Source organism: Azospirillum sp. VT-I1, assembly GCF_055698305.1.
Genome location: NZ_CP168807.1, coordinates 254,779 through 273,977 on the forward strand (window position 1 = coordinate 254,779; position 19,199 = coordinate 273,977).

General features: G+C 68.0%; 14 protein-coding genes and 1 pseudogene. 8 read left to right on the forward strand and 7 right to left on the reverse strand.

Going from position 1 to position 19,199, the window contains the following annotated elements:
• Positions 1–2: 2 nt before the first annotated feature.
• Both AB8P05_RS32325 and AB8P05_RS32330 read right to left on the reverse strand, forming a co-directional pair.
• Positions 3–1,421 (reverse strand): HlyD family type I secretion periplasmic adaptor subunit, encoded by a 1,419-nt coding sequence (locus AB8P05_RS32325; RefSeq protein ID WP_455176222.1) that lies wholly within the window; start codon positions 1,419–1,421, stop codon positions 3–5.
• A 12-nt stretch (positions 1,422–1,433) separates the two neighbouring features.
• Positions 1,434–3,590 (reverse strand): peptidase domain-containing ABC transporter, encoded by a 2,157-nt coding sequence (locus AB8P05_RS32330; protein WP_455176221.1) that lies wholly within the window; start codon positions 3,588–3,590, stop codon positions 1,434–1,436.
• A 361-nt stretch (positions 3,591–3,951) separates the two neighbouring features.
• On the opposite strand from AB8P05_RS32330, the gene AB8P05_RS32335 reads away from it, so the two are divergent.
• Entirely contained in the window at positions 3,952–5,910 is a 1,959-nt protein-coding gene (locus AB8P05_RS32335) for an O-linked N-acetylglucosamine transferase, SPINDLY family protein (protein ID WP_472762031.1), read from the forward strand.
• Positions 5,911–6,004: 94 nt separating this feature from the next.
• On the opposite strand, the pseudogene AB8P05_RS32340 reads toward AB8P05_RS32335, so the two are convergent.
• A pseudogene (locus tag AB8P05_RS32340) lies at positions 6,005–6,909 on the reverse strand (GDP-L-fucose synthase family protein).
• Between the two features lie 220 nt (positions 6,910–7,129).
• On the opposite strand from AB8P05_RS32340, the gene AB8P05_RS32345 reads away from it, so the two are divergent.
• A complete protein-coding gene (locus AB8P05_RS32345; protein WP_455176218.1) occupies positions 7,130–8,311 on the forward strand; it encodes a glycosyltransferase family 4 protein in 1,182 nt (393 codons plus the stop codon).
• 27 nt (positions 8,312–8,338) lie between these two features.
• On the opposite strand, the gene AB8P05_RS32350 is transcribed toward AB8P05_RS32345, so the two are convergent.
• Positions 8,339–10,150 carry a tetratricopeptide repeat protein gene (locus AB8P05_RS32350; RefSeq protein WP_455176217.1) on the reverse strand — a complete coding sequence of 604 codons (1,812 nt, stop codon included), beginning with the start codon at positions 10,148–10,150 and terminating at the stop codon, positions 8,339–8,341.
• Between the two features lie 212 nt (positions 10,151–10,362).
• Between AB8P05_RS32350 and AB8P05_RS32355 the strand changes: the two genes are divergently transcribed.
• The 3 genes from AB8P05_RS32355 to AB8P05_RS32365 all read left to right on the forward strand — a co-directional run bounded on the left by AB8P05_RS32355 (position 10,363) and on the right by AB8P05_RS32365 (position 12,555).
• A complete protein-coding gene (locus AB8P05_RS32355) occupies positions 10,363–11,982 on the forward strand; it encodes a hypothetical protein (protein ID WP_472762032.1) in 1,620 nt (539 codons plus the stop codon).
• Positions 11,983–12,082: 100 nt separating this feature from the next.
• Entirely contained in the window at positions 12,083–12,274 is a 192-nt protein-coding gene (locus AB8P05_RS32360) for a DUF5397 family protein (RefSeq protein WP_455176215.1), read from the forward strand.
• Positions 12,274–12,555, forward strand: a complete 282-nt coding sequence (locus AB8P05_RS32365) for a virulence factor (RefSeq protein WP_455176214.1) — start codon at positions 12,274–12,276, stop codon at positions 12,553–12,555. Before AB8P05_RS32360 ends, AB8P05_RS32365 begins: the two co-directional genes overlap by 1 nt.
• Before the next feature lie 29 nt (positions 12,556–12,584).
• Here the strand turns inward: AB8P05_RS32365 and AB8P05_RS32370 are convergent, their stop codons facing one another.
• The 3 genes from AB8P05_RS32370 to AB8P05_RS32380 are packed head-to-tail and all read right to left on the reverse strand — an operon-like array spanning position 12,585 to position 16,261.
• Positions 12,585–13,472 carry a class I SAM-dependent methyltransferase gene (locus tag AB8P05_RS32370; RefSeq protein WP_472762033.1) on the reverse strand — a complete coding sequence of 296 codons (888 nt, stop codon included), beginning with the start codon at positions 13,470–13,472 and terminating at the stop codon, positions 12,585–12,587.
• Between the two features lie 25 nt (positions 13,473–13,497).
• Positions 13,498–14,256 (reverse strand): class I SAM-dependent methyltransferase, encoded by a 759-nt coding sequence (locus tag AB8P05_RS32375; RefSeq protein ID WP_455176212.1) that lies wholly within the window; start codon positions 14,254–14,256, stop codon positions 13,498–13,500.
• A gap of 55 nt (positions 14,257–14,311) precedes the next feature.
• Complete coding sequence (locus tag AB8P05_RS32380) at positions 14,312–16,261, reverse strand: tetratricopeptide repeat protein (protein WP_472762034.1); 1,950 nt, start codon at positions 16,259–16,261, stop codon at positions 14,312–14,314.
• A 315-nt stretch (positions 16,262–16,576) separates the two neighbouring features.
• Here AB8P05_RS32380 and gmd point away from each other — a divergent pair, with 315 nt between their 5' ends.
• The 3 genes from gmd to AB8P05_RS32395 are packed head-to-tail and all read left to right on the forward strand — an operon-like array spanning position 16,577 to position 19,128.
• Complete coding sequence (gene gmd, locus AB8P05_RS32385; RefSeq protein ID WP_455176210.1) at positions 16,577–17,632, forward strand: GDP-mannose 4,6-dehydratase; 1,056 nt, start codon at positions 16,577–16,579, stop codon at positions 17,630–17,632.
• Between the two features lie 31 nt (positions 17,633–17,663).
• A complete protein-coding gene (locus AB8P05_RS32390) occupies positions 17,664–18,659 on the forward strand; it encodes a GDP-mannose 4,6-dehydratase (protein ID WP_455176209.1) in 996 nt (331 codons plus the stop codon).
• A gap of 40 nt (positions 18,660–18,699) precedes the next feature.
• Positions 18,700–19,128, forward strand: a complete 429-nt coding sequence (locus AB8P05_RS32395) for a hypothetical protein (protein WP_455176208.1) — start codon at positions 18,700–18,702, stop codon at positions 19,126–19,128.
• The last annotated feature ends 71 nt before the right edge of the window (positions 19,129–19,199 follow it).

Genomic DNA, 19,199 nt, shown 5'->3' on the forward strand with positions numbered 1-19,199 from the left:
GATCAGGGCTCCCGCAGGCTTTCGTCGACGCCACGAAGGATGGGTCGCAGGAAATAGGTGATGATGCGGCGCTCACCGACCTTGATGTCGGCCGACAGCGGCATGCCCGGGATCAGGCGGAAGTTGGACGGCACATTGTCCAGCGTGGTGGTCAGCAGCTTGATCCGTGCCCGGTAGAAGAGCGCGCCGTTCGCGTTATCCTTGCTGGAGAAGGAATCCTCGCTGATCGTCGTCACCTCGCCGTCGAGCGCGCCGTGCTGCATGTAGGGGTAGGCCTCCAGCTTGACGCGCACCTTGTCGCCGATCTGGACGAAGGCGAGGTCGCGGGCATCGATGCTGGCCTCCACCTCCAGGGCGGAGCCGACCGGCACCAGGGTGAAGAGCGGCTCCGCCTCCTTGGCGATGGAACCGGCGGCGGCCTTCGGCGAGACCTCGAGCACGATGGCGTCGACCGGTGCGTCGAGCTGGACCAGCGACTGGCGCTTGCGCGCCTTGGTCAGCTGTTCGCGCATCGCTTCGCGCTCGTTGCGCTGGGAGGTCAGTTCCTCGATGATTTTGCCGTTCCACTGCTGGATGAAGACATCGCGCTCGGCCAGCAGGGCCTGCAGGTCGTGCCGGTTGCCCTGCAGCTCGTTCTGGTTCAGGACCAGGTTGCGTTCGATGTCGATGCGGTCGCTGGTGGCCTGCAGCAGGTTCAGCTTGCTGCCGACCTGGGTGGCCAGCAAGGAGGAGCGCATATTCTCGATCTCGCGCACCACCTTCAGCCGCTCGTTCAGATGGACGCGGTCCATCTCGTACTTGGTGACGTTGGCCTGCAGCCGCGCGAGCTTCTCCTCATAATTCTGCATCTGAGACTGGTACTGGGCCTGGCGCTCGCGCCACAGCGCCTGCTGCAGCGAGCCGAAGCCGTACCGGTCCACGCCCGGCATGAAGGACTTTCCGTCATGCTCGGCCTCCAGCCGGGCAATCAGCGCATCGGCATTGGCAAGGCGGGATTCCAGCTGCAGCACGTCGGCCTGGGTGAAGGTCGGATCCAGCGTCGCCAGAACGTCGCCCTTGCGGACCACGTCGCCCGGCCGCACCAGCACCCTCTTGATCACCGCCATTTCTAGGGGCTGGACCATGACGTTGGTTTCGACCGAGATGATCTTGCCCTGGGCGACGACGATCTTGTCCAGGTAGGACAGCGACGCCCAGGTCACTAGACCGATCACGAACAGCGCCAGCAGATGCAGCGTGATGCGCGCCAGGAAGGGATCGGGGGCGTTCTGGATCGCCTCCGTGTCCTTCTGGAAAGCGCCGACCGCCGCCTTCCCACGCGCCTTGGCCCGCTTGTCGAGCGGCTCGGCCGGCCGCTGCGGTGCGATGTCGTTGGCAGGAACGCGTGCCGTCTCAATTTTCGCGAGCTTCTGTGCGGTCAAGGGGACGCGCTCCTAGATGTGCCGGTTCTGCTGGTGCCAGAGATGCTGGTAGATGGCGCAACGCTCCATCAATTCGTCATGCTTGCCGCTGTCCACCACCTTGCCGCGGTCCATCACCAGGATGGTGTCCGACGGCACCAGCGACGACAGACGGTGTGAGATGATGATGACGGTACGCCCGCGGGCGATGTTCATCAGGTTGGCCTGGACGATGGCCTCGCTCTCGGCGTCGAGCGCGCTGGTCGCCTCGTCCATGATCAGGATCTTCGGATTGGTCAGCAGGGCCCGCGCGATCGCCAGACGCTGGCGCTGACCGCCGGACAGGTTGGCGGAGCCTTCCTCCAGCATGGTGTCCAGCCCCTTGGGCAGGCGCTCGACGAACTCGTCGGCACCGGCAAGCTGGATGACCTTCAGGATCTCCTCGGTCGTCGCCCCCGGCTTGGCGGCGGAGACATTCTCGCGGATCGTGCCGGTGAACAGGAAATTGTCCTGCAGCACCACGCCGATCGAGGCGCGGAGATGGTCGAGGTCATATTCGCGGATGTCGCGGCCGTCGATGCGGATCAGACCTTCCTGCGCCCGGTGCAGCCCCTGCAGCAGGCGGGTCAGGGTGGTCTTGCCCGAGCCGCTTCGGCCCATCACGCCGAGGATCGTCCCCTCCGCCGCGGTGAAGTTGACGCCGTCAAGCGCCGGCGGGGACGAGGCGGCGTAGCGGAAGCGCACGTCCTGGAACTCCACCGTGCCACGCAGCGGCGTGCGCAGGCCGCGGCCGGTGCGCCCCTCTTCCGGCGGGTGGTTCATGATCGAACCCAGCATCTGGACCGACAGCGACACTTCCTGGAACTGCTGCACCAGCTGGGCCATCTGCATCAGCGGCTGGGTGACGCGGCCGGCCAGGATGTAGAAAGCGATCAGCACGCCCATCATCAGTTCGCCGTTGAGCGCGAGATAGGTGCCGAAGCCGAGCAGGCTGGCCATCATCAGCTGGTTGAGCGGCCCGGCGACAGACTGGCCGATGACCATGATGCGGCCGACGTCGAAGCGCTGTTCGGCAGCGCGGGCGACGCGGTGGTCCCATTCCAGCTTCTGCCGGGCGTCGAGCGCCAGCGACTTCACCGTCCGCATGCCGTGGATGTTCTCGATCAGGAAGGACTGCTGGCGGATTTCCGCCTCGTACAGATCCTTCAGGCGGCCTTTGATCAGCGGGATCATGATGCCGATGTTCAGCGCCATCAGGGCGGCGAAGACCAGCACCACCACCGTCAGCGGCACGCTGTACATGAACATGATCGGCAGAAAGATGAACAGCGAGACCATGTCGATCAGCGTCATGAAGAGCTGGCCGGTGAGGAAGTTGCGGATGCGTTCGGCCTGCTGGACGTTCTTGACGATCGCGCCGGAGGGCATCCGCTCGAAATAATGCATCGGCAGGCCGATGAGCTTGTTGAAGACCTGCACGTTGATCTTCGCGTCGATCTTCTTCGTCGCGTAGAGCATCAGATACTGGCGCAGGTAGGAGAAGGCGGTTTCGAACGCGATGACGCCGACCATGCCGGCCATCAGGACCCACAGGGTGCCGACGCTGCGGTGGACCAGCACGCGGTCGATCACCAACTGGAAGAAGATCGGCACGGCGAGCGCGAACAGGCTCATCAGGATTGCGGCAATGGCGATGTCGCGGAACAGCCGGCGGTGCTGCAGGACCTCCACCAGGAACCACTTCAGGCCGAAGGGCTGCTCGCTGTCCTTGAGCGCATATTCGCGCTTCAGCAGAACGATCTCGCCGGCCCAGGCCTGGCTCAGGCGGATGCGGTCGACCGGCAGGACGACCTCCTGCCCGGCCAACGGATCCTGCAGGATGGCGACGTCGGTGTCGCCCTGCTTGCCGAAGCCGACCACCACCATGGAGTTGCCGTTGCGCAGGCGCAGGATGGCGGGGAAGGCGTCCTGGAGCTTGCCCAGATCCTCCCAGTCCAGCGTCGTCGCTTCGGCCTTCAGGCCGATGGACTTGGCGACGCGCAGGAGGCGGGCGGTGTCCAGCTCCTCGTTACCGATGACGTTGCTGTGCTGAAGCCGCTCCGCTGAAACGTCGAGACCACGCTGGCGCGCGACGACGGCCAGGGAATGCAGCCCGGTGTGGGCGCAGGGGACTTCCGCAGCAAGGGTCATGGGAACCGCCGTGAAAAATGTGGAATGCGTCGCGAAAGCAAGGTCTTCATACCGTTCGATCACCCGGTTTCGATCGACCATGCGCTCCTTGGCCCCGGGGCGCGACGAAGCGCGTGCGTCCGCCACTCGCGGACGATGCATAACCACGCGATTCCGCTGGAATAGCAGAAGAGGCCCAACAGCGGCAAGCCATCTGTCCCAGGGGGCATCCGCCATCCATCATATGTCTCCGGCCGATGTGTCCATTGCGGCACATCCGTCCGGGGATGAGATGCCGCTTGCGGATACCGCATGGTCATTGCTATCGACCAGCAAGGACGGTTCTTTGCCGACAGAGATTTTACGCCAGGCGGTCAGCCCGATGAAAAAGCCTTCACGCAAGCAGGCCAAGGCCAGACACCCGGCCTCTCCGGCTCCCTCCCAGCGAAACGCGGCACCGGCCGCAGCGGCAGCGGACGCCGGCTTCGCCCGTGCGCTGACCCTGCACCGGGAAGGCCGGACCGCCGAGGCGGAGGCCGGATACCGCGCCGTGCTGGCCGCCGACCCGGGCCATCCCAACGCCAACAACAACCTTGCCATCATCCTGCGCGCCTGCGGCGACTGGGAGGAGGCGCTCGGCTGCTACCGCCGGGCGCTCGCCCGCAACGCCGGCGATCCCTTCGTCCACAGCAACCATGGCTGCCTGCTGCTGGACATGGGCCGGACCGCGGAGGCGGAGGAGGCGCTGCGCACCGCCGTCCGGCTGAAGCCCGACTATGCCGAGGCCCATTTCAACCTCGCCAACATCCTGCGCACCCGCGGCGACCGCGAGGGCGCGCGGGCCGCCTACGGCGAGGCGCTGCGCCTGAAGCCGGACATGTCGGCCGCGCTGTGCAACCTGGGCGATCTGCACAAGGGAGCGGTCGAGCTGGCCCGCGCCGTGGAGTGCTTCGTCGCCGCGCTGAAGGCCGATCCAAAATCGGCCGAGGCCTGGAACAATCTGGGCGAGACGCTGAAGGAGATGGGGCGCATCGAGGAGGCGATCAGCGTTTTCCAGAAAGGGCTGGAGGCGCACCCCACCCATGCCCTGATGCACTCCAACCTGCTGCTGGCCCTGCACTACACCCCGGCCGTCCCGCCCGAGACCATCTTCAAGGCGCATGTGGCGTGGGCGCAGCGCCATGCCGATCCGCTGCTGCCGGCCGGCAAGCGCCACGCCAACCCGCGCGATCCCGAACGCCGCCTGCGCGTCGGCTACGTCTCGCCCGATTTCTGCGCCCATTCCGTCGCCTTCTTCGCCGAGCCGCTGATCCGCGAGCATGACCGCAAGCAGTTCGAGGTGTTCTGCTACCATGCCGCCGCAAGGTCGGACGTGGTCACCGAACGGCTGAAGGGGCTGGCCGACGGCTGGCGGTCGCTGGCCGGGGTGGACGACGCGCGCGCCGGGGCCCTGATCGAGCAGGACGGCATCGACATCCTGGTCGACCTGACCGGCCACACCGCCAACAACCGGCTGACCCTGTTCGCCCGCAAGCCGGCGCCGGTCCAGGCGACGTGGCTGGGCTATCCCGACACCACCGGCATGCGCGCCATCGACTGGCGCTTCAGCGACGCCGTTGCCGAGCCGCCGGGCGAGGCCGACCGGCTGAGCGCCGAACGCATCGTCCGGCTGCCGCACGGCTTCCACAGCTACCGCCCGCCGGTGGACGTCGCCCCGCCGGCCGAGCCGCCGTTCCGCGCCAACGGCCATGTCACCTTCGGATCCTTCAACAACACCTCCAAGGTGACCGGGGAGGTGGTGCGGGTCTGGTCGGAGATCCTGAAGCGGGTGCCGGACTCCCGCCTGATCGTCAAGAGCGCCCAGATGGGCGACGAGGAAACGCGCCGGCGCTATCTGAACACCTTCGTCCAGTTCGGGATCGACGCCGGACGCATCGAGCTGCTGGCCCGCATCGACGCCGCCGACGGCCATCTGCGCGCCTACGACCGCATCGACATCGGACTCGATCCCTTCCCCTACAACGGCACCACCACCACCTGCGAGGCGCTGTGGATGGGCGTGCCGGTGGTGACGGTGACGGGCGCCAACCATGTCGCCCGCGTCGGCGCCAGCCTGCTGACCCATTGCGGGTTGAGCGAGCTGGTGGCATCTGGCGAGGCGGGCTACATCGCCACCGCGGTGGCTCTCGCCGGCGACGCGGACCGGCTGGCGGACCTGCGCCGGACCATGCGCGACCGGCTGAACGCCGCCCCGCTGACCGACTACAAGGGCTTCGCCCGCGGGGTTGAGGCGGCCTACCGCGCCATGTGGCGGGACTGGGTGGCGCGCGGAGCCGCCTGAGGGACCAAGGCCTGAATGCCTGGGGAGGGGGCGCGGACCATCGCCGGTGCCGCGCCGTCTCCTCCCGACAGGCCCCGCCGCCCGGGTTGCGCGATCAAAGCCCCCGCAGCCCCCCGCGGCCGACATTCTCCAGGAACCAGCGGTAGGTGGCGGCGAAACCGTCGCGCAAATCCGTGGGGGCGGTCCAGCCCATCTCCGTCATCCGGCCGACGTCCATCAGCTTGCGCGGGCTGCCGTCCGGCTTGGAGGTGTCGTAACGGAACTCGCCCTCATAGCCGACGACGTCGCGGATCAGCTCGGCCAGTTCGCGGATCGACACTTCGATGCCGGTGCCGACATTGACGTGCGGCTCGTCCGAATAATGCCGGGCCAGGAAGAGCAGGCCGTCGGCCAGATCGTCGGCGAACAGGAACTCGCGCTTGGGCGCGCCCGTCCCCCACAGCTCGACGAAGGGCTGCCCTTCCGTCTTGGCGCGGTGGATCTTGGCCAGCAATGCTGCGGCGACATGCCCCCCTGCAGGTCGAAATTGTCGTTCAGGCCATAGAGGTTGGTCGGCATCGCCGAGATGAAGTCGCAGCCATACTGGCGCCGGTAGGCTTGGCACATCTTGATGCCGGCGATCTTGGCGATGGCGTACCACTCGTTTGTCGGCTCCAGCGGACCGGTCAGCAGGGAGTCCTCGCGCATCGGCTGCTCGGCCAACCGGGGATAGATGCAGGAGGATCCCAGAAAGACCAGCTTCTTCACGCCGATCCGGTAAGCGCCGTGGATGATGTTGGTCTCGATCGCCAAGTTGTCGTAGAGGAACTCGGCCGGCCGGGTGGAGTTGGCGAGGATGCCGCCGACGGTGGCGGCGGCGACGAAGACGAGGTCGGGCTTCGCTTCGGCCATCCAGTCTTCGACCTCCGACTGGCGGCGCAGGTCGACGCGGTCGCGGCCGACGGTGATCAGGTCGCACGGCTCGCGCTCCAGCCGGCGGACGATGGCGGCACCCGCCATGCCGCGATGCCCGGCCACCCAGACCCGTTTGCCCTCCAGGGAGAAAAGCGATTCCGTCCGCACCTTAAGCACCATGCCACTATGAAAAGCCGCAGTTGTCGTAGCATCGGGCTGCTGGGGAATCCAGTCCGCTCCGCTCGACTTGACAAGCGCCGGCCCGGCGCGGGATCGTCCGGCCGCTTGGGCGGGCGGACTTGCGCCCGGAACTGGGGTTTCCATCATGATTCCGAATTTGGCTTTCACCTGGCAGCTCACGGAGGTCCACGGCTGGGGACTGGTGGGTGTCCACACCGCCCTCTACCTCGCCGACATGGGCCGGCCGCCGCTGCTGCTCGAAAAGCCTTTGATGGGGACCCTGCGCCCGGAGAACCGCGCCAGGCTCCAGTCGCTGGAAGGTCCCTACCAGCAGGTCGCCGCCATGGCCGACAACGCCAAGGGCCACATGCTGCTGCTGAAGGAATTCGACGTCCTGCACGCGCTGGGCAACGGCTTCACCGCCGGCGGCCCGTCCGGGCGTTTCCGCGGCCGGCGCAACATCGGCGTCATCGCCTATGAGGACACCCGCTTCACACCCGAGGTGGTGGCCCGCGCCCGGCAGTACGACCGCATCGTCGTGCATTCGACCTACAACAGGCAGCTGCTGGAGATCTGGGGCTTCGACAATGTCGGCCTCGCCTTCCAGGGCATCGACCCGACCGAGATGGTGGAGGCGGAACCGAGCGGCCGGTTCGGCGACCGCTTCGTCATCTTCTCCGGCGGCAAGCTGGAGTTCCGCAAGGGTCAGGACATCGTGCTGGCCGCCTTCCGCGCCTTCCGTCAGCGCCATCCCGACGCGCTGCTCGTCACCGCCTGGCAGAACGCCTGGCCGGAGGTCGGCATGACCATGGCGGAATCGCCGCTGGCGCCGAAGCCTCCGCGCATCCTGCCCAACAACATGGTCGACGTGAAGAGCTGGGCCTTGGAGAACGGCGCCGACGAGGAAGGCTTCGTCGACCTGGGCTTCCTCGGCCGCAACCAGATCGCCGGCGTGCTGGCCGACTGCCACGCCGCCGTCTTCCCCAACCGCTGCGAGGGGGCGACCAACCTCGTCGCCATGGAGGCGATGGCCTGCGGCGTGCCGGTGGTGCTGTCCAACAACACCGGCCACCGCGACCTGCTGAAGAGCGGGGCCCAGGGCGACGACCTGTGCCTGACGCTGGACCGGCAGGTCCCGGTCGCCGACCGCGACGGCAGCCGGTTCGGCTGGGGCGAATCCTCGGTCGACGAGCTGGTGGAGACGCTGGAGCGGCTCTATGCCGACCGCGCCGCCGCCAAGGCCCGCGCCGACCGCGCCAAGGCTTTCATCCGAACCGAGCGGACCTGGCGCGCCTTCGCCGAGGCCTTCGTCAAGGCGACGCAGTAAAAAGGCCGCGTCCTCCCCGAAGGACGATCAGCTCCCCACCCCGTCGAGCGCGTCGAGCAGGCGGCGCGCCGCGGCGTCCCAGGTGAAGTTGTCCCTCAGATGGCGGGCGGCATCGCGCCGCTCGCCCTCGGGATCGCGGACCACGCGGGACAGGATCTCGGCCGCCGCGTCCTCGTCCGGGTGCCACCAGTCCAGCCCATGGAAGGCCGGATAATAGTCGCTGCTGTAGGGCATCAGCGCCGGACCGGTGGTGCAGGGGATCAGGTGGGCGACCTCGTCGTTCAGATAAGCGGTGTAGGCGCTGTGCCGGGGAGCGATCAGGCCGGCGCCCAGGCAGCCCGCCCGGGTGATCGGCAGATCCCAGCCCTCGCCGTGCGACAGGCTGAAATAATGGGTCGCCATGGCATAGAGGCCGGCGATGCCCTGCTCGTCGTAGCGGTCGGTCAGCAGGGCGATCGGCGCGGCCTCATCCAGCCGGCGGCCGGTGGCCTGCATGCCCTGCTCGACCAGGCCGCGGACCTTGCCGACCAGGGACGAGCCGCCCTTGCCCACCTTCAGGATCAGGATCGCATCGTCGTCTGCGCGGGTGGCGCGCAGCCAGACCCGCAGAAGCCCGTCCAGGTTCTTGCGCGCGACGAAGTCCGAGATGTTGAGCACGCGGACCCGATAATCCATCACCGCCCGGCCGCGCGGCCCCATGATGGGCAGCGGCCGTGCCCCGGCGTCCGCCGGATTGGGGGCGATGCCGGGCGGGCAGACGCGGATGCGGTCCTCGGGGTGGCCGGCGGCGACCCAGGCCAGCCGCGAGGATTCGGTCGGCACGATCACCAGATCGTGCGCCCGGTTGCAGGCGGCGAAGACAGGCGGGATCCGCGGCCCTTCGAACATGGTGTAATTGACGGTCGGCACGCCGGGGATCGGCTCGACCAGCGGCGGGGTCAGCACGCTGAGCGCCAGACGGGGCCGCAGCGGCGCATCCAGCCGCCGCGCCGCCGCCTGCAGGATCGGGTCGGCGAAGGAGGGGCGCCAGCTCTCCTCGCCCGTCAGCCCGACCAGCCGCAGCGTCTGGCCGCGCTCCATCAGGCTGCGCACGAAATGCTGGGCGAAGTCGCCGTAGCCCGACAGGACCGAGAAGGGCGCCCGCACCAGCAACCCGTGGGGAAGCTGCGGCCGGCCGGCCTCTTCGGCGATCCGGCGGTAGAGCCGGGCGCGGCCCAGAATGTCCGCCGTCCCGCCGGTCACGGTACCGCCTTCCGCCAGCACCGTCTCCGCCAGATCGGGCCGGCCGGACGACAGCCGGGCCGCGGCCAGATGGCCACGGGCGTCGGCATGGCCGGGCTGTTGCGCCAGCACATCGGACAGGATCGCGGCGGCCTCGGCAGGATCGCCGTTCGACATCAGCGACACCGCCAGCAGCACCCGGCGGTCGGGATCGCCGGGTGCGAGCCGGGCGGCATGGCGCAGGTGGCGCAGCGCCCCGACATGGTCGCCCAAACCATGCAGCATACTGCCCAGCCGGTCCTGCACCTCCAGCTGGTCGGGCACCAGCGCCGCAACCATGCGGAACTGGGCGGCGGCTTCCATCCGCGCGCCCTTCGCCTGCTGCACCACCGCCAGATTGATACGCGCCTGATGGAAGAACGGGTCGAGCGCCACCAGATGCGACAGCCGCTCCTCCGCCTCGTCCAGCCGGCCCAGATCATACAGGATGACGCCGGCAAGGTTGAGCGCACCGCTGTCGCCGGGAAGCTCGCGCAGAACCTGTTCGGCCAGGGCCAGGGCGTCGTCGCGGCGACCGGCCCGGTAATGCTCTATGGCGCGCGCGATGTCTTGACCCATGAAGCGGCTATCCATTGGCTTTGTGGGGAAAGGGGCCGGAAGGCGGACGAACGGAAATCGGGCGGGCGGCGCGGTCTTCCGGTTCGCGGCCATAGCACGGCATGTTTTTTCGGGTCAACCGGCCGCGCTCCGCTTGCCCGGGACGGCTTCCGGAATTGCAATCGGCGCCGTCCAGCGGCCATAAAGGCGCCCTGCCCTTCGCGAGCCAGTCCATGATCCAGCCGCAGCCCTTTCTCATCCCCGCCGTCCAGGCCCACCAGACCGACCGGCTGGACGAAGCCCGGCAACTCTACCGCAAGGCGCTCGCCGTCGATCCCGCCCAGTATGACGGGCTGCAACTGCTGGGGCTGGTGGAGAAGCGGTTCGACCGGACCGGTTACGCGGTGGCGCTGATGCGCCGGTCCCTGCGGCTGGCCCCCGGCTTCACCGCGGTCCGGCAGAACCTGTGCCGCACCCTGCAGGGGATCGGCGACCATGCCGGCGCCCTGGCCCTGCTTCGGCAGCTGGCTGCGGAACTTCCTGACGACGCCGAGACCCTGTACCAGCTGGGCGGCACGCTGCTGCGGCAGGAGCGGCGGCAGGAGGCCGCCGGCCCGCTGCGCCGGGCCGCCATGCTGCGCCCGGACCATCTGGAGACCCGCATCGCCCTCAGCGAGGCGCTGCTGCTCGACCCCGCCTCGCAAGGGGCGGAGTTCGAGGAGTCGCTGCGCAACGCCCGGGCCTCGGTCATGCTGGGGCCCGGCAACCCGGTGGCCCATCTGCAGGTCGCCCTGGTGCAGGAGGAGATGGCGCGCGCGACGGAGTCCCTGGCGGCCTGCCGCCGGGCGCTGCGCGTGCAGCCGACCATGACCGACGCCCGCCACATCGCCGGCATCAACCGGCTGCGGCTCGGCGATTTCGTCGGCGGCATGGCCGATTTCGAGGCGCGCAAGAACAATGTCTGGTTCCAGGCCGACGGCAATCCGATCCCGATCTGGGACGGCCGGCCGCTGCCCGACGACACGGTGGCCCTGGCCGCCGAGGGCGGCTGGGGCGACATGATCCATTTCGTCCGCTTCGTCCCGCAGGTCGCGCGCATCTGCGGCGAGGTGATGGTGGTCTGTCCGCCGCGGCTGCAGCGCCTGCTGTCGACGGTGCCCAATCCCGGCAACATCAGCTTCAACCCGGAGCGCACGCCCGCCATCCGGGCCCGGTCGATGTTCCTCAGCCTGCCCCATCTGCTGGGATCGACGGCCGACACCGTGCCGAACCGCCCCTACCTGTCGGCCGACCCCGAACGGGTGCGGCTGTGGACGGAGCGGCTGGCCGGGCTGGGCGGCCTGCGCGTCGGCCTGTGCTGGAGCAACGGCGACGCCACCCGCGACGCCGACCCCAAGCGCTCCGTCCCCTTCGAGTTCGTCCGCCCGCTGGCCGCCATTCCCGGCGTCAGCCTGGTGGACCTGCACAAGCAGGACAACGCCGCCAAGCGCCTGGCGGACGACGACGAGGCGCTGCTCCACCGCCTGGGTCCGGATTTCGACGCCGGACCGGACGCCTTCCTCGACACCGCGGCGGTGATGAAGACCCTGGATCTGGTGATCGCCATCGACAGTTCCGTCCTGCATGTCGCCGGCGCGCTGGGCGTCCCGAGCTGGCTGCCGGCGCCCTACCGGATGGACTGGCGCTGGATGAACGATGCGGAGAGAAGCATCTGGTATCCGTCCTTGCGGATCTACCGCCAGGACCGCCAGTGGGACTGGTCCGGTTCGATGGCCCGCATCGCCCGCGACCTCGCCCGCGCCGCCGAGGCGAAGGCCGCCGGGCTGGTCCCCGACCTGCTGCCGGCAGGGTGAGGGGCGGCGGGAAGACCTCATCCGCTCCGGACCGATCGTGAAATGGGGAAGGCGGTGTTATATTCCGGAATGGGTGAAGCCCGAAGAGGGGAGAGGCAGAATGATCGTCCAGCCACAGCAGCTTGTCGGAACATGGCGACGTTTCGGCCTGGTCGGGCCGGTCTATGAAATCCTCGGTGCGGGAAGGGAGCTTCCCGATGGGGATGTCATGATGAAGATCCGCGTTCTCGAAAGCGGCGAGGAGGCGGATTACCGGCTCACCGACATTCTCGACGATCCGAAAGAACGCTGATGTTCGCCATTGCCGTCGATCTGGTGGTCGCCGATACGCTGGCCAACCATCCCAAGGGTGTGTCCCAGGCCTATGCCGACATCGGGGCGGCGCTTGCCGGCTTCGGCTTCAACCGGATTCAGGGAAGCCTCTACGTCACGAACCGCGACGATCTGGCCAATCTGTTTGCCGCGATCATGGCCTTGAAGGCCCTGCCCTGGCTTCCGGCTTCGGTGAAGGACATCCGCGCCTTCAAGGTGGAGCACTGGTCGGACTTCACGGCGCTGGTGAAGGGGCCTTAACCGCGCTGGGCCACGCCCTCTCCCCTCGTTCACCTCTTCCGCGCCGCGAAGATGATCGGCGTTTCCCAGTGCAGGCGCCGGGCGAGCCAGATCGCCGGCTCCAGCAGGCCGGAGCGGTGGACGAAGGTGACGATGCGCTTGGCGACCGACAGCGCCGCCCAATCGCCGAAGCCCAGCGTGCGCAGGCGCTGCTCGAAGACGCCCCAGCCCCAGTCCAGCACCTCCAACTCGCCGGGATGGCGGCGGAGCCAGCGGTCGAACCAGGGGCGGTCGATCAGGTTGAGGGTGTCGACGTAAGCCGGGTCGCGGCCGAACAGCCGGACATAGAGCTTCGCCAGCCCGGCCGGCATCCGCGGCAGCCACAGGATGCCGTAATGCCCCTCCCACCAGGAGCCGTAGTTGGGCACGACGATCAGCAGCAGCCCGCCCGGCTTCAGCACGCGCAACGCCTCGTCCAGCACCGCCGCCGGGTCGCCGACATGCTCCAGCACGTTGGAGGAATAGACGATGTCGAAGCTGGCGTCCGGGAAGGGAATCGCCTCGCCGGTGGCGTCGCGCACCGCGTCGGCCGGCAGGCCGTAATGGTCGATCAGTCGGCGGCAGACGTCGAGCGTGGAGCTGTATTCGCCCATGCTGGGCTCGATGCCGTGGATGTCCAGCCCATGGGCGGTGCGCCCGCGCACCACGGTCATGCCGCAGCCGGACCCGACCTCCAGGATGCGCGCCCGGTCGGCATCGACGCCGGCGGCCGCGGCGGTGCGCCGCAGCTCCGCCACCTGCTCGTCGGCGCGCGCCTCCGACAGCATGTCGCGCACGACGTCCTCCACCGGCACGCGGGTGACGCCGCCGATGAAGCCGCTGTCGATGTAGCCGCGGGACAGCAGCCGGCCCAGTTCCTCCCAGTCGGGGGGAGCCATCCCGTCCTGCCGGCCCGCCGCCGCCTCAGGCATTCTTCGTCGCCCGGATCACGAAGATCGTGGCGCTCTTCATCCGCCCCAGCCGGTCCTGGATGCATTCGGCCTTGAAGCCGTTGCGCTCGAAGAGCGCCACGATCTCCTCGATCGAATAGAAGGTCTTGTAGGGCGGATAGTACCAGTCCTCGACCTGGGCCTGGATCGACACGTTGTCGGCGCGGCGGTTGATCTCCTGCCCCTTGAGTGCGCAGGCGACCTTGGTCAGCCCGGTGAAGAAGCCGCCGACCAGCTTGCGCCGGGCCGGCGTGTCCATGTAGGCGCGGCAGAAGTGGCGCACGCCCTCATGCACCGGCGACAGCCAGGTCTTCAGATAGAGGCCGAGATAGACGGTGCCGCCCGGCTTGGTGACGGCCATCAGGTTGCGCATGACCTTCATCGGGTCGGGCGCCATCATCGCGACACCCCAGCACCAGACCAGATCGAACGGGCCGAGCTTCGTGTCCAGTTCCTGCAGGTCCTGGTGATGGAACTCGATGTTGTCGCGGCCGAAGCGCTGGGCCTGCTGGCGCGCGGTGGCGAGGCTGTCCGACGACACGTCGACCGACACCACCTGTTCGGCCATTTCCGACAGGATGACGGAGCAGATGCCGTGGCCGCAGCCGGCATCGAGCGCCCGGCCGATCTGCCGCTCGGACAGCGTCTCCAGCATGTACTTCTTGGTCTCGTCGTAGATCGGCACGAAGCGGGGCCAGAAGTCGTCGTAGAATTCCTTGGTCGCGAGATCCATGGGGCTGCCCTCCCGCCCTTCCGAGGGCGTCTCATTGGTCGTGATGATGGTGGTCTTAAGGGGTGCCGGACGAACTCGTCCAGGGGGAATAGGGCCTGATCCGCCGCGCCGCCGCATCCGGCTCGACGAACAGGCGGGCGTTGCGGTTCAGGAGCGCCGCCAGCTGGCTGTAGCCGCTCTGGGCGCTGACGCCCAGCACGTCGGCGTTCATCAGGACATGGAAGTCCTGCAGGAACTCCAGCCCCGTCCAAGGCTCCACCGCCCCATCCCTCGCCAAATGGTCCAGCGAGACCGGCGCGAACTCCGCGAAGTCGGCGATGGTCGCCGGGTCGTCGGTGGCGATGTAGAGCACCGGCCGGTCCAGCGTCGGCCACAGCGCCTTCAACCAGTCGACGTACCAGGCGGTCTCGGTGATGGTGTAGCGGAACCAGACGAAGTCGCCGCGGCGGATGTGCAGGGCCACCACCGTGTTGCCGCGGGCCTTCAGTGCCTCCATCACCGGATCGACGTAGCCCAGCCATTCCGGCCGCGGCCGCAGCCAGGACTGCACCCGCTCGCGCCACTCCTCGCGATGCTCGAACAGGAACAGCGGCGAGAGGATGTCGACGTCCGGACGCGGATCGTCGCGCCGCCCGGTCACCAGATCGTTCAGGATGCGCCGGGCGAAATGCATCGGCTTCAGCCCGCCGCCGGGCCTGGGGTCGTCGAGATCGAAGTAATAGCCGCCGACCCAGTCGGGCGTCTCCAGCCGGTAGCCGAATTTCTCGGCATAGAGCCGCAGCAGCACATATTCCAATACATTGTGGGCGAAGCGCCCGTGGGTGGCCAGCGTGGAGGAGCAGATGCGCGGCGCGGAAGGGTCCGGATTGGCCGGCCGTTCCAGCCGACGGCCCTGCCGGGCCAGGATCTGCTGCAGCCCGGCGATCGACTTCACGGTGAAGAAGCGGCTGCCATGGCCGTGGACGCCGGCCAGAACCTCCACCGCCCGGTCGACATCGCCGGCGGCCAGCCAGCTTTCCGCGATGGCGGTCAGGCATTCGATGCGGAAGGCGTTGGGATCGGCGAGATGGGGATAGCGGTAGTCGGCGAAGAAGCGCCGCGAGTCCTCGTAACGCCCCTGGCGGACCAGCAGGGCCGACAGCATGTCGATGGCGCCGGCGACGTCGCTGCCCGGACTGGTCAGCGCCAGCCGCAGCACCTGCTCCGCCTCGGCCTCGCGGCCCAGGCCGGTCAGCACGTCGGCCAGCCGGGTCAGCGCCAGATTGACGCCGGCACGCGCCGCGCGGACATAGCTGTCGACCGCGGCATCGGCCAGGCCGGCGGCATGCTGGGCATTGCCCTGGTTGTAGAGGGCGCCGCCCTGCCCCGGCTCGATCGTGAGCGAGCGGCGGAAGCAGACGAGCGCTTCGTCCAGCCGGCCGAGTTCGACCAGCAGGTTGCCGAGATTCATGTGGGCGGCGGCGAAGTCCGGCTGCAGGGAAAGCGCGTTGCGTTGGCTGTCCACGGCAAGAGCAAGGGCACCGGCATCGGACGCCCCGCCCTGGCGCAACGCGATGCCCAGGTCGTGGTAGAGGTTGGAGCGCTGGGGCACAAGGCGCAGGGCGCGGCGGAAGGACGCAGCCGACACCGCCCAGTCGCGCGGACCGCCGCGCCCGCACAGCAGGGTGGCAAGGCCGTGATGCGCCGGTTCCAGTGCCGGGTCGATCGTCAGAGCCCGGCGCTGAGCCGCAGCCGCCTCGTCGATCCGGCCCAGTTCGGACAGGGTGGAGGCGAGATTGCAGCAGGCGTCGGCCATCTCCGGCGCGATCTCCAGCGCGCTGCGGATCAGGTCCAGCGCCTTGTCCCGGCGTCCCTCCCGGCGCTCGATCAGCCCCAGCAGATGCAAGGCCATGGCGTTGCGCGGATCGACCTCCAGTATCCGCAGATACAGAGCGCGCGCTTCGCCCAGACGGCCAGAGCGCTGGAATTCAACAGCGATCTGCAATGCTTCGGCGACGGTTGCCATTGTGATCCATGCGGTGAGGCCAGGGCGATGCGGCCGGGAAGCCGTTTCAACCCGGCCGCTCCACCAGGGAATATCCCCACCCTGGGAACATCCCCATGGAACCGCCCCGGGAAAGGCCCAGCCTGTTCGGGGCGCACCCTATCGTCCCGGATTGGATGCATCAACAGCGTTCGCATCGCTCCCCGCACATCTTGGATCGGTCTTGATATTGTCCCCGGAACCCTCAAAAGGCGAAAAACCAAGGGCCTTGCCTTCGTTGGATGACTTGACGATAGTGCCCGATCATCAACCCCGTACAGATCAAGGGTCGGTCCTTTGCGCAAAGTTGCCCTCATCACCGGCGCCACCGGCCAGGATGGCGCGTATCTTGCCGAGCTTCTGCTGGGGAAGGGCTATATCGTCCACGGCGTCAAGCGCCGGTCCTCGTCCTTCAACACGGGGCGGGTGGAGCATCTCTACCGCGACCCGCATGAGGAGGATGTCCGCTTCTTCATGCATTACGGCGACCTGACGGACAGCACCAACCTGATCCGTCTGGTTCAGCAGATCCAGCCGACCGAGATCTACAATCTGGCAGCCCAGAGCCACGTCCATGTGAGCTTCGAGACGCCGGAATACACCGCCAATGCCGACGGCATCGGCACGCTGCGCCTGCTGGAAGCGATCCGCATCCTGGGCCTGGAGAAGACCGCACGCTTCTATCAGGCCTCCACCTCGGAGCTGTACGGCAAGGTGCAGGAGACGCCGCAGCGCGAGACCACGCCCTTCTACCCGCGCAGCCCCTATGCCGCCGCCAAGCTGTACGCCTACTGGATCACGGTGAACTACCGCGAAGCCTACGGCATGCACGCCAGCAACGGCATCCTGTTCAACCACGAGGGCCCGACCCGCGGCGAGACCTTCGTCACCCGCAAGATCACCCGCGCGGTCGCCGCCATCGAGCATGGCCGGCAGGACTGCCTGTATCTCGGCAACCTGGACGCCAAGCGCGACTGGGGCCATGCGCGCGACTATGTCGAGGGCATGTGGCGCATCCTGCAGCAGGATGAGGCCGACGATTACGTCCTGGCCACCGGCGAGACCCACAGCGTGCGCGAGTTCGTCGAGCTGGCCTTCGGCCACATCGGCCGCGGCATCGAATGGCGCGGCGAGGGCGTGGACGAGGAAGGCATCTGCCAGAAGACCGGCAAGGTCGTGGTCCGCATCGATCCGCGCTATTTCCGTCCGACCGAGGTCGACCTGCTGCTGGGCGATCCCAGCAAGGCGCGCGAGAAGCTGGGCTGGACCCACACCACCGCCTTCCGCGATCTGGTGCGGGACATGGTCGAATCGGACATGCGGCTGGCGGCCGACGGCGACGATCACCGCTGATCCCGCTTCCGCGACCGATAGGGCGCTGTTCATGACCATCGGAACGACGACCCGAAGCGAACCGAAGACCGCACTGATCTTCGGCGTTTCGGGCCAGGACGGCGCCTATCTCGCCCAGCTTCTGCTGGACAAGGGCTATACGGTCCACGGCACCTCGCGCGACCGGGAGATGTCGGGCTTCGCCAACCTGCGGCGGCTCGCCATCTTCGGTCGGGTCGTCCTGCATTCGGCCGTGCTGACCGACTTCCGCAGCGTGGTCGAGGTGATCGCCCGGGTCCGGCCGGCGGAGATCTACAATCTCGCCAGCCAGGCCTCGGTCGGGCTGTCCTTCGAACAGCCGGTCGAGACGCTGAACAGCACCATCAACAGCACCATCAACATCCTGGAGGCGATCCGCTTCCTGAATCTGGACGCACGCTTCTACAATGCGTCGTCCAGCGAATGCTTCGGCAACACCGGCGCCCCGGCCGACGAGGCGACCCCCTTCCATCCCCGCAGCCCCTATGGCGTGGGCAAGGCGGCGGCCTATTGGGCGGTCGCCAACTACCGCGAGGCCTATGGGCTGTTCGCCTGCTCCGGCATCCTGTTCAACCATGAATCGCCGTTGCGCCCGGTCCGCTACGTCACCCAGAAGATCATCCGCGGCGCCGCCGACATTGCAGAGGGCAAGACCGACAGCCTGGAGCTGGGGACGCTGTCGATCGCCCGCGACTGGGGATGGGCGCCGGAATATGTCGACGCCATGGCCCGTATGCTGGCCCACAGCCAGCCTGAGGATTTCGTGATCGCCACCGGCGAGGCGCACCGGCTGGAAGACTTCGTCGAACAGGCCTTCTCCTATTTCGGACTGGACTGGCGCCGGCATGTCCACGGCAACGCCGCCCTGCTGCGCCCGTCCGACATCACGTTGAGCGTCGGCAACCCTGCCAAGGCGGAGCGGCTGCTGGGCTGGCGTGCCGAACGCCGGATGGCCGAGGTGGTCGCCGGGTTGGCCGACGCCGAGATGGCGCGCCGCGCCGCCGAATGAGCTTTTTCCCGAATTCCGTCCTTCCCGGAGAGCGCAGCCCATGTCGGCCAAAAGCAGGCTGGTCATCAATGTCGAGGTCGACGACCGCACCGTCCTGTTTCCCGACGGCAAGTTCCTGTCCCACATCGCCCTGACCGAAGAAGGCGCATCTGAAGACGGCGCCGTCCGGCTGGAGGGCGTCTTCCTGTTCAACGAGAGCAGGCTGGGGCCGGAGATCGCGACCTTGCCGGTGGAGGACGCGCGCGAACTGGCGCGGTCGATCCTGGATGCGGTGTTCCAAGGGCGGACCCAGCATGTCCTGTCGGAGACCGCGAAGGTCGCCGTGGTCTTCAATCCGAACGGCTTCGTCCTGCGCTTCGGCGAGGGCGACGCCCTGCGCGAACTGTTCATCGGCTCGCCCGCCATCATCCGCCTGGCCCAAGGCATCCTGCGCATGGCCGACCGTCTGTCGGCACTCCCTGCCCACTGATCCCGCTCCCCCTCTTCTCCCCGCGACGGCGCAAGGGCCTGTAAAGCAGAAAGGCGGCAACCGGTATCCCC

Bases quoted from the DNA above. Each gene is read 5' to 3' on its own strand.
- AB8P05_RS32370 (WP_472762033.1), bottom strand. From the start codon at position 13,472: ATGGCTCCCCCCGACTGGGAGGAACTGGGCCGGCTGCTGTCCCGCGGC.
- AB8P05_RS32360 (WP_455176215.1), top strand. From the start codon at position 12,083: ATGATCGTCCAGCCACAGCAGCTTGTCGGAACATGGCGACGTTTCGGC.
- AB8P05_RS32395 (WP_455176208.1), top strand. From the start codon at position 18,700: ATGTCGGCCAAAAGCAGGCTGGTCATCAATGTCGAGGTCGACGACCGC.
- AB8P05_RS32350 (WP_455176217.1), bottom strand. From the start codon at position 10,150: ATGGGTCAAGACATCGCGCGCGCCATAGAGCATTACCGGGCCGGTCGC.
- AB8P05_RS32390 (WP_455176209.1), top strand. From the start codon at position 17,664: ATGACCATCGGAACGACGACCCGAAGCGAACCGAAGACCGCACTGATC.
- AB8P05_RS32380 (WP_472762034.1), bottom strand. From the start codon at position 16,261: ATGGCAACCGTCGCCGAAGCATTGCAGATCGCTGTTGAATTCCAGCGC.
- AB8P05_RS32345 (WP_455176218.1), top strand. From the start codon at position 7,130: ATGATTCCGAATTTGGCTTTCACCTGGCAGCTCACGGAGGTCCACGGC.
- AB8P05_RS32365 (WP_455176214.1), top strand. From the start codon at position 12,274: ATGTTCGCCATTGCCGTCGATCTGGTGGTCGCCGATACGCTGGCCAAC.
- AB8P05_RS32355 (WP_472762032.1), top strand. From the start codon at position 10,363: ATGATCCAGCCGCAGCCCTTTCTCATCCCCGCCGTCCAGGCCCACCAG.
- AB8P05_RS32330 (WP_455176221.1), bottom strand. From the start codon at position 3,590: ATGACCCTTGCTGCGGAAGTCCCCTGCGCCCACACCGGGCTGCATTCC.
- AB8P05_RS32335 (WP_472762031.1), top strand. From the start codon at position 3,952: ATGAAAAAGCCTTCACGCAAGCAGGCCAAGGCCAGACACCCGGCCTCT.
- AB8P05_RS32375 (WP_455176212.1), bottom strand. From the start codon at position 14,256: ATGGATCTCGCGACCAAGGAATTCTACGACGACTTCTGGCCCCGCTTC.